Raw genomic sequence first — 10,558 nt, 5'->3', positions numbered from 1 at the left:
CACGTGCACTACTTGGAAACACATATTATCGGAGACCCGACCTATCATTTTGCCAACACGGAAGATCCCTCTCTAGATATGAACAAAACAATTGTCATTGACCAAAAGAAAGTTTCCCTATGGCATAAGTTATTAAAATACCCGAATGCAGATGTCCAATGTATGGCATTGCGGAAATTGTATGAAAATAGATTTAACAAATTACCGCAGTTACTAAAAAATACCTATGAAACATCCCCGTATGGAGTTGTCCGAATGGAATGTATGAAGTTATTGTACAAAATGAATAGTCCCGAATTAATTGATGTTTTGAAACTTGCCGTGTCGGACAGTTATGAACTCGTACGCCGTTTTGCAGTACAATATATAGGATACGTTGGGGCAGATGAATTAATCCCGGCTTTAGCATACGCTTTACTAAATGAAAACCTTTCCAGTCGAGTAAACTACCAAGCCCGTGATGCTATTGGCATGATGAATATGGCTCTGTTGGCTGACGAAATTAAACACCAAGCCGCAGAAAATAACCACTGGATTAACAAAGATAAATTCATTGAGGAGACATTAAATTTGGTACAACGTGGTCAAAATTCAAGAACAGAGGTTATCAACACGATCCGTTCTTCAGATTCTTCCGCAAAAAACAAACGTTTTGATATTAATCGTCAACGTAATCATCCTTCCATAGGAATGGTTGATGTATTAATCGAATTTGCCTTAGATAATTCCCAAGATATTGATTTAAGAATCATGACAGTTGAAACTCTAAGTTGGTATACCCATTCCGTGAAACGACAACTAATTATCGAAGCATGTAACAAAATTATTCAAGCGAACGAAAATGTTCATTTAGTTAACGAAGCAGTTAAAACTGTAAATCGATTAAAATAGGTAAAATCACACGAAGAAAATGGGGGGGGCAAAAGTCATTTTTCAAACGCCCTCCCCCCTTCGGAGTACTCCCCTTACTAATTTTAAATTCAATGATTGTAGATTTTAGATTTTCACCCACAAATCAACGTTTCTAAATTTACTACTTTCAACTTTTAGTTTTTAACTTTCAACTTTTAGCTTTCCCTAGCAGAGGGAGAGTTGAAATACTCCCTGTCTTCGACAAAAGTCACCAGCACAACCTCTGTTTATAGAGGAGGTGGCACGAAGTGACGGAGAAGTTTTTTGAGGATAAAACACCTTTTGACACACCCTCATTTTGTTGATAACAATCCTCCCTCAACAAAAAGAGTATTCTGTATTATTATTTTATTGCTTATCTTCGTTACATCAAAAAACAAAAACTATGAATTACAAAGTGACACATTATCCTACCCGGCAACGTTTCGAAATCGAGTTGGAAAACATGACGGCTTATGCAGAATACAAGTTAACGGACAATAGTCTTGACATTATTCACACGTTCGTTCCCCCGGCTTTAGAAGGGAGAGGAATCGCTAGCGCACTCACGGAAGCCGCTTATGACTACGCGAAAGCCAATCACCTCAAACCGGAAGGCACTTGCTCGTATGCGGCCGTGTGGTTGAAACGACATCCGGAATATCTACAATAGAGACAAAAACGAATTCAAGCCCGCTGGCAGACACTCCCTCCGGAGTTCCGCCTGTGACTCGGGCGTAATCCAATCATTCATCGACACGAACTTTGGGACAAGTTACCACTCCCGCTCGATAACTTATCGGTAACTTATCGGTAACTTACTAACGAGACTGCGACGCGAGTAGACGGTAACTTATTCGAAATATTAAGTTTAGAGTAGCCCGGAAGACGCTCCCTTATTCACGCCCCATGTATCGACAATAAATATTAAACAATTCCTTGGGCATCTTCAACAAATGCTTGAACTTGATACGGCTGTCCCCCTTCTCCACCCATGTATTCAAGGGAACTTCATGAATAATCCGGTCATAATCAGCGTGTTTTTCCCGGATTCGTAAGATTAGTTCCACGTCGAAAAGCCAACCGGAACGAAATTCCTCGCTAAATCCAACAGGTATTAACTCACTTTTCAAAAGCTTAGCCCCACATTGAGAATCGTACACGGGAAGTTGATATAACATCGAAACTAACGTCGCAAAGCCCCGCCCCAAATAATGGCGATACGCTTTCCTTTGCACGTTGGCCCCCAAGCGTTTCAGACGGGCCCCCATCGTCATGCACACTTCCGGTTTCCTGTCCATCACCTCTGCCAGCAGATACAGGTCCTCCAATGGCGTGGCCAAATCGGCATCCAGATACCCCACGATATTGTAACGATTCAAGGAACTGACATACAACATCCCACTCCTGACGGCCTCCGCCTTTCCCCGGTTGTCCGTGTTGTCTACCAGCAAGAAACGCCCCGGTTCCAACTCCACGGCCCGCCGTAAAACCTCGGATGTATTATCCTGACTACCATCGTTCACGAAACAAAAATCAAAACGTTCTTCTCTACCCACGAATTCCCGGAAGACCTCCAACTCCAAACGTTGCGCCTCGTTATAACACGGGATGATGACACATATCTTTTTCATTTATAATCGTTTTATTTCCGAATCTCCATTTCTTTCGACAAGAAACGCTGTAATTCAATCGCCTCCCTGTTCTTCGGGTCCAGTTCTATCGCCTTTTGAGCCATTTCTGTGGCTGTAGCCCGGCGTCCCGCCGCAAGTTCACATAAAGCACGTAATAACAAGAACTCGCTATCTTCTTTAACCCCGCTCATCTGTTTTAACAATTTCTCGGCATCTTCCATGCGTTTCTGCTGAATCAAAGCCCGGAGTTCAATCTTCTGCAACGCCTCTTTATCCCGTCCTTGCTCGTGTAACAATGACGTAATCTGTTCCAGCAACTTATAGTTACTCACACGACAGTAACATTCCGCTAAAGAAAGTAACACCCGCTCATCCGCCCGTTTGGCTCTCACCACCTTCTCGTAAGGTTCTATCGCTTTCGAATAACTCCCGTTTCGCCGTAAAATATCCCCACCTAAGGCCAACGCCTGCACGTTTCCACCGTTATACCTCAACGCTTTATTGACATTATCCAGCGCCTCCTTATCCTTTCCCTCCGTGTAGTAAATCAACCCCTTCAAATAATAAGAAGAAGATGCCACGTCATTTTGGGCCAACATCGCGTCAACCGCCTGATGAGCCGTCGTGAACTTTTTCAAATCCAAAGCACTCAACGCCCGGATATTCAACGCATCCATCAACTGCGGTTGCCATTTCAGAGATTCACCCGTACACCGAAGAGCCTCCTCCGGCTTGCCAATCGTGTAGTACATCCGGGATAAACGCATCCACATTTCCTCGTTCCACGGGTGACCCTTCAAATAATTCTCCAATTTCGCGATCGCCTCCGGGTACTTCTTCTGTTCCTCCAACTTGATTGCCTCGTAATCATCCCTAGACGTTCTCTCACCCACCACGCACATCGGCAACCCATCGGCATCCACCGAATACAAAAAGCCCTCTTTCACTGGGAAAAGACCATTTTTCAACTGGAAACTATTGATATACACGTTATCGAATATCATGTAATCCCACTCCTTGCTGAATTTATCGTAATACCGGCTATACACGATGGTAACATTCGTATCTTTCCGGAAATAATGTTGCAGATTCGCACTATGATTCGTCACGATCCGGAGAGGACGTCCCTTATAATCCACGTTCTTCTTGAACCAATCCACCCCTTTTTTCAAGGAATTATAATAATAATCCGTTTCGTAATCTCCGTAAGCACCTCGCAACCCTCCCACCAACTCGTTAAAATAAACATAGTCATTGGGATGATTCACGGCCATGTGACGTGCAGGTAAGAATAACAACCCGACAAGCACAACCACCATGACACCCTTCAAATATTTAGGGGAAACAGATAACATTAACGTCCAGAACCGGGCTGCCAGCAACACCATGAAAGGCATCACGAACAACAAATGACGAATTCCCCCGTACAAATTTGATTTCTGGTAAATCACCCAAAACACGGGAAATACCAGTGAGAATAAAATGAAGAACGACAACAGAGAGAATTCCTTCTTCCGGAAAGCCATGAAAAAAAGATACCCGATAAAACCGACTACCACCACCAAGGGAGACCCGATCATCAAGTATTTCGGGGCATAATGAACAGGCAGCATATTCGACATCATCTGTTCTCCCTCGAATATCGTGCGCAACCCGATATTATAATTCGTGAATTCCTTCAATGACACAACCACGTTAGTAAACGGGCGAGCCAACGCAAAAGGCCACGTGATGATAGACAAGAAATACCCAACAAATAAAACGAGTATAATCAAAAACAAGATGTTTTCGACATCCTTAAGATATTTCATAAATTTATAAAACTCCTTGAATCCAACCCATAAGATGTAAAACAAACCGCCATACATCAACAAGTACGGAAACAAAAGCAAGCCCCCGGAACGGGTTCCCAATGCCAAAGCGATTCCCAGCATGGCCCCGATCATGTGTCGTAGTTTGACCACGGGATAACGATCGAACATCCGCACGAAATAGAATATGGCAACCAAGTATCCCACGGCAAACGGAATGTCCTTCAGGTTATTCATACTATGCCCGAAGAAACGGGGCGAAAAAAAGAGTAACAACATGGAAATGAGTCCACACAACCCTCCTCCGAAACGCATTCCCATCAAACCGATCATAATTATCCCCAAAGCTCCCACCAAGGCACACACAACATGACGCACGGCATAAACATCATCCGCACCGATCATGTTAGCCACGACAGCCGCCACCACCTGCATCGAATTACCGTAAAGGTGTAAAGCCGTTTGAGGCTGATTCAACGCGGCCTTATCCCCTTTCGTGAAAAAATCAAGTACATAACCGGAATGCCGGTGATCGACAAACTCGTCCCCGCTAATCCCGTAATCTTTACTGATATAAGGCATATAAAAAAAGACGAACAAACCGAATAACAGCATAAACATCCGGAATGTCATATCCCGACGAGACCGACCGGAAACATCAAACAAGGTGGTAAAGAAACGGCCTGTGGTCAAAAAACGAAAAGGTATCTTCCAAAAATAATTCACGGCAGGGTTCGAAACGTTTTCCGCATCTTTCCAGGTAACAGACACCTCCAAGGTCCCGAATTTCACGAACGCTTTCTGTAAACTGTAACTCACAGCCCTCAATAGATTACCGTCTAGGTCATTCCCCGCGTATGCTTTCATAAACAAAGACTTGTTACCAATTAACACAGGAGAATCCGTGATACTCCGATCACCCCGCCACAGGACTGCATCCACAAACCCAAGCCACAGCTTACGTTTCCGGCTACTCACGTAATAAACATGATCCTTTCGTTCAGTTTTCCCGTAAGCTTGTCCAAGAGCGTTCAACACAGGCAAGGCCACCCGGTCCAGATCGACAAGCATTATATCCTCGGCCCGTACCTCTTGTAACACGTTTAGAAACTCTTCATGTTGACAACCAACCCGTAGCAGGATGATATTCTCCTGCAAGAATTCTTTATTGGTATTTAAAACGGGTAATTGAAAATCGGCATTTCTCGTGAAACCAATTACCTGAATAGACTTATTTACGACTTCTTCCACTGTAAAATCTTTTACACAACTAGTTAATATATTTTACCGCCTACTTACGACCTTTAACGGGTATAAAGATATAAAATAAGTTATCAACTCCCAATACTCTTTCTGCCATTTCATTGTCAGATTGAAACGTCTTGACCCGTTCAATTTATGACGTTCTGTCAGTAAATATGACACCAACCACGTGCCTGTAAGAGATTTTTATGAAAATAAGTCTTATTTGGGAACTGGCACACCGTTTGATAAAAGATAAATGTTCTTGAAACTATTCAGGGACAAAGAACGAAAAAGTAAATAGAAAATAATAACATTATAAATATTAAACAATATGGGAAAGATTATTGGTATAGACTTGGGAACCACGAACTCTTGCGTTGCCGTAATGGAAGGTAACGAGCCGGTGGTGATCCCGAACAGTGAAGGTAGGAGAACAACACCATCTATTGTTGCTTTTGTTGACAATGGCGAAAGAAAAGTAGGTGACCCTGCAAAACGTCAGGCTATCACGAACCCGACGAGAACAATATATTCTATCAAACGTTTCATGGGTGAAACCTATGATCAGGTAGATAAAGAAATCAATCGTGTACCTTACAAGGTGGTAAGAGGAGAAAACAACACCCCGCGTGTTGAAATTGGTGATCGTAAATATTCCCCGCAGGAAATCTCTGCCATGATTCTTCAAAAAATGAAGAAGACAGCCGAAGATTACTTGGGACAAGAGGTATCAGAGGCGGTAATCACCGTTCCTGCATATTTTAACGACGCCCAACGTCAAGCGACGAAAGAGGCCGGAGAAATTGCCGGGTTGACCGTGAAACGTATTATCAACGAGCCGACTGCTGCTGCATTGGCTTACGGATTGGATAAACAAGATCAAGATATGAAGATCGCCGTCTTCGACTTGGGAGGTGGTACCTTCGATATTTCTATCTTGGAATTAGGTGACGGAGTGTTCGAGGTAAAATCAACTGATGGTGATACCCACCTAGGAGGAGATGACTTCGACGACGTGATTATCAACTGGCTGGCTGACGAGTTCAAGAAAGACGAGAACGTGGACATCCGGAAAGACCCGATGGCTCACCAACGTCTGAAAGAAGCTGCTGAAAAAGCTAAAATCGAACTTTCCAGCTCAACCTCCACGGAAATCAATTTGCCGTACATATTCCCGGTTGATGGAATTCCAAAACACTTGGTAAGAACCTTAACCCGATCACAATTCGAGCAATTGACAGACCATCTGGTACAAGCAACCATCGAGCCTTGCCGTCGTGCATTGAAGAATGCAAACGTGAGTGCATCAGACATCAGCGAGGTAATTCTGGTAGGTGGTTCTACCCGTATCCCGGCTGTACAGAAGAAAGTTGAAGAGTTCTTTGGCAAAGCTCCTTCCAAGGGAGTTAACCCGGACGAAGTTGTTGCCGTTGGTGCCGCTATCCAAGGTGGTGTATTAACCGGAGAAGTAAAAGACGTGTTGTTACTTGACGTAACCCCGCTTTCTTTAGGTATTGAAACTTTAGGTGGAGTGATGACTAAATTGATTGAATCCAACACCACGATCCCGACCAAGAAATCGGAAGTATTCTCCACGGCTGCCGACAACCAACCGTCTGTTGAAATTCACGTATTACAAGGAGAACGTCCTTTGGCAAAAGACAACAAGACGATCGGACGTTTCCACTTGGACGGACTACCACCAGCCCCACGTGGTGTTCCACAGATCGAGGTTAGTTTCGACATCGATGCTAACGGTATTCTAAAAGTATCTGCAAAAGATAAAGCTACCGGAAAAGAACAATCTATCCGTATCGAGGCTTCATCCGGACTCTCCGATACCGATATCAAGAGAATGAAGGACGAGGCTGCCGCTAATGCAGAGGCTGACAAGAAGGAAAAAGAACGAATCGACACGATCAATAAAGCCGACAGTATGATCTTCCAAACAGAAAAACAATTGAAAGAGTTTGGAGACAAATTACCTGCCGACAAGAAACAACCGATCGAGGCTGCTTTGCAAAAACTGAAAGACGCTCACAAGGCTCAGGACGTTACCGCTATCAACTCGGCTATTGATGAACTGAACAACGTGTTCCAGGCTGCATCTCAAGAAATGTACAACGCCCAACAACAACAAGGAGCACAACAAGGAGCCCCTCACGCTGATCAACAACAACAAGCGAACAATGGTGGTAAAGACCAAGAAGTAACTGACGTTGACTTCGAGGAGGTGAAATAAAATTCTAACATCTACATAAAAAAGCTGTAAACTTATCGTTTACAGCTTTTTTCATACTCCAATGACATCCTTTTTTATACACGACATGGAAATTCATGACGAACTTCCATGCACGTAAATTAGAAATATAATAATTTTAATAATATCAATCAAACCAGATATTTGGCAATCGTTTCCTTTAATAAAGGAGCAGACAACGGCTTGGTCAAATAATCATTACAACCAGCCTCTAACGCTTTTACCCGATCATCGTCAAAAGCAAATGCTGTTAAAGCTATAATCGGAATTTCTTGAGAAACTTTACGAATGATTCGAGTTGCCTCTAACCCGTCCATTTCCGGCATTTTAATATCCATAAGAATAAGATCAGGTTGGGATTGTTCATATATCTCAACAGCTTCCTTTCCATTCCAAGCATGGAGCAATGTATAAGTCTTCCCGATAATTGCTTTCAATAGAAGAAAATTACTCTCCACATCCTCCGCCACTAAAATCGTTCTTCCCATGCTTACATTTTCTTTAATCTCGTTATTTTCCATATCGTTTATGTCTGTTTCGATAGTAATTCTTTGATAAGGAATTGTAAATTTAAATATAGAACCATGTCCCTCCTCAGATTGAACAAATATGTTCCCTCCCATTTTCTCTACAAGCATTTTACATATCGCCAATCCTAAGCCAGAGCCTTGCACAAAGGTATTCAATTTTGTGAAACGATCAAAGATTGTAGGTACTTTATCTTTGGGAATTCCACACCCGGAATCCTCCACGTAGAATTCGATAAAATCATCCACTTGTTGATAACCGAAACGTATAAATCCCTTTGCTGTAAACTTTGAGGCATTCGTGATCAAATTAGATATAACTTGAAATAGTCGGTTTCCATCTGTTAACACGTGGGTATTTAAACCACCATCCTCAAACTCCAACTGTACATTCTCTTTCATGCGTACCCGATGTACCTCTTGAATTTTCAAGCACAACTCCCGGATACTAACCGGTTTATAGACGAACTCCAAGCTCCCGGCTTCAATCCTTGATAAATCAAGTATATCATTTATTAATTGTGTCAGCAACTCCGAATTGTTCTCTACGATATTCAGATAATAATCTTTCTCTCCCGCATCCTCCGTTTCTGCCACCAAACGAGTGAAACCGATAATAGCATTCAAAGGCGTACGAATTTCATGGCTCATGTTCGCCAGAAAAGCAGACTTTAATTTGTCCGACTGTTCCGCTTTCAAACGAGCCTTAACCAACTCTTGTTCCGTACTTTTTAAATCTGTTATATCCCACGAAACACCAACTAGAAAACAGGGATCACCAGAGTCATTCCGGACCAAAGTCTTCAACGTCTTCACAGTTCTTATCTCCCCTTTTTTCGTCTCATAGGTCTCCAAGAATTCAATATCTTTTCCCGTACGAAGTAATTCTTTATCATCTCGTCTGAAACGTTCTGCATCTTTTGGATTGGGAAAAACCTCAAAATCGGTTTTACCTAGAGCATTCTCCCGTAAAATATGAGAATATGTCTCAAAAGCTTTATTCCAATACACGTAACGAAATTCCGGTCCGGCATCTTTCACGAACAAATACACGGGAATATTGTCTAGTACGGTGTTCATAATGGAATTAAGCTCTTTAATTTTATTCTCATTTTTCACGTGCAGGGATACATCCCGCCCAAAGACCCAGATTAACTCTTCCCCGGAAACACGAATCGTCGAGTGAGCAAACATTTTCAAGACATCACATCCCCCACCGGGCCGGTTTAAATACAACATACTCTCAAAGTTCTCCCCACGCTCCCTAACTGGCTGAGTTCTCTTGTTCCAAGACTCTAATGTTAACGTCGGATCTAACGTCCATGCGTAAATTCCAGTCAGATTTTCCGGTAGATGGAACCTGTCTCTACCCGGTTGATTGGTATACACGAGTTCTCCACCTGGACGGAATACAAAAATTTCCTGATCCACGTGATCCAGTGCGTAACGAATAACATCAATCTCGTTTTTAGAACTTTCATTTCCGTTATCCCCCGCAACATTTTCTTTTCCTAATACACCATTCTCCAAATCGCCCATAAATAGCATACATTCGATATTACAAATGTATTAAAAAACAAATACAAAAGAAATCTATTGTCTAAAAAAACAGATAATAAAAGTTTTAACGGTAAAAACACAGATAATAGAAAGAAAAAACTTTGACAATCGTATAGATTTTTATACATTTGCGAACGAAAATGCTGTGTGTATACGAAAGGAAAAAACGAGTTTACTTATAAATGTTTAACTAAAAAAATCAGAACTATGTTAGTATCTATCATTTACTTGCTTATTGTCGTATTATTACTTGTTTCCATGTGGAAAGTGTACGAAAAAGCAGGAAGACAAGGTTGGGAAGGCATTATCCCTATTTACAATCTTTACGTAATGCTCCAAATCATTAACAGACCGTGGTGGTGGCTTTTGATCATGATTTTTGTTCCGATTGCAAACATCATCTTCTCTATCATCGCTTTAAAAGAATTCTTGGAGAAATTCGGAAAAGGTATTGGATTTACCATTGCAACTATTTTCTTTCCCTTTATCACTTTCCCGATGTTAGCATTCGGAGATGATCAGTTCAAGAATGAATAATTCTTTCTATATATTTTAGTAATGTGGCCAAAAATAGTTGGTAACATTTTTCCAATTAAAGCTTATCTTTGAATAGTAAAGTCGAAGAGGAAA

7 protein-coding genes are annotated in these 10,558 nt (G+C 42.0%); 4 read left to right on the top strand and 3 right to left on the bottom strand.

Going from position 1 to position 10,558, the window contains the following annotated elements:
* Positions 1–891 (top strand): HEAT repeat domain-containing protein (locus tag AB5542_RS17115; RefSeq protein ID WP_368243248.1); only part of this gene is annotated, 891 nt, incomplete at its 5' end.
* 406 nt (positions 892–1,297) lie between these two features.
* Positions 1,298–1,564 carry a GNAT family N-acetyltransferase gene (locus AB5542_RS17110; RefSeq protein ID WP_118302066.1) on the top strand — a complete coding sequence of 89 codons (267 nt, stop codon included), beginning with the start codon at positions 1,298–1,300 and terminating at the stop codon, positions 1,562–1,564.
* A gap of 223 nt (positions 1,565–1,787) precedes the next feature.
* Here the strand turns inward: AB5542_RS17110 and AB5542_RS17105 are convergent, their stop codons facing one another.
* Positions 1,788–2,525 (bottom strand): glycosyltransferase, encoded by a 738-nt coding sequence (locus AB5542_RS17105; RefSeq protein WP_270544778.1) that lies wholly within the window; start codon positions 2,523–2,525, stop codon positions 1,788–1,790.
* A gap of 11 nt (positions 2,526–2,536) precedes the next feature.
* A complete protein-coding gene (locus AB5542_RS17100) occupies positions 2,537–5,587 on the bottom strand; it encodes a tetratricopeptide repeat protein (RefSeq protein WP_279040890.1) in 3,051 nt (1,016 codons plus the stop codon).
* A 325-nt stretch (positions 5,588–5,912) separates the two neighbouring features.
* On the opposite strand from AB5542_RS17100, the gene dnaK reads away from it, so the two are divergent.
* The gene (gene dnaK / locus AB5542_RS17095) at positions 5,913–7,823 is read left to right on the top strand and encodes a molecular chaperone DnaK (protein ID WP_087420576.1); all 1,911 of its coding nucleotides are present in this window, start codon (positions 5,913–5,915) and stop codon (positions 7,821–7,823) included.
* A 149-nt stretch (positions 7,824–7,972) separates the two neighbouring features.
* On the opposite strand, the gene AB5542_RS17090 is transcribed toward dnaK, so the two are convergent.
* Positions 7,973–9,916 (bottom strand): response regulator, encoded by a 1,944-nt coding sequence (locus AB5542_RS17090; RefSeq protein ID WP_288215414.1) that lies wholly within the window; start codon positions 9,914–9,916, stop codon positions 7,973–7,975.
* A 219-nt stretch (positions 9,917–10,135) separates the two neighbouring features.
* On the opposite strand from AB5542_RS17090, the gene AB5542_RS17085 reads away from it, so the two are divergent.
* Positions 10,136–10,465: a DUF5684 domain-containing protein gene (locus tag AB5542_RS17085; protein ID WP_027201036.1), complete on the top strand. Its 330-nt coding sequence runs from the start codon at positions 10,136–10,138 to the stop codon at positions 10,463–10,465.
* The last annotated feature ends 93 nt before the right edge of the window (positions 10,466–10,558 follow it).

The organism is Butyricimonas sp. RTP31003st1_G1_RTP31003_210430, from assembly GCF_040920905.1.
GTDB lineage: Bacteria > Bacteroidota > Bacteroidia > Bacteroidales > Marinifilaceae > Butyricimonas > Butyricimonas paravirosa.
Note: the sequence above shows the minus strand (reverse complement) of the source record. Positions and strands in the feature narration are given on the sequence as shown.

What these genes read in the sequence shown, in the direction of transcription:
- AB5542_RS17110 (WP_118302066.1), top strand. Translation starts at nt 1,298, where the DNA reads ATGAATTACAAAGTGACACATTATCCTACCCGGCAACGTTTCGAAATC.
- AB5542_RS17085 (WP_027201036.1), top strand. Translation starts at nt 10,136, where the DNA reads ATGTTAGTATCTATCATTTACTTGCTTATTGTCGTATTATTACTTGTT.
- dnaK (WP_087420576.1), top strand. Translation starts at nt 5,913, where the DNA reads ATGGGAAAGATTATTGGTATAGACTTGGGAACCACGAACTCTTGCGTT.
- AB5542_RS17105 (WP_270544778.1), bottom strand. Translation starts at nt 2,525, where the DNA reads ATGAAAAAGATATGTGTCATCATCCCGTGTTATAACGAGGCGCAACGT.
- AB5542_RS17090 (WP_288215414.1), bottom strand. Translation starts at nt 9,916, where the DNA reads ATGCTATTTATGGGCGATTTGGAGAATGGTGTATTAGGAAAAGAAAAT.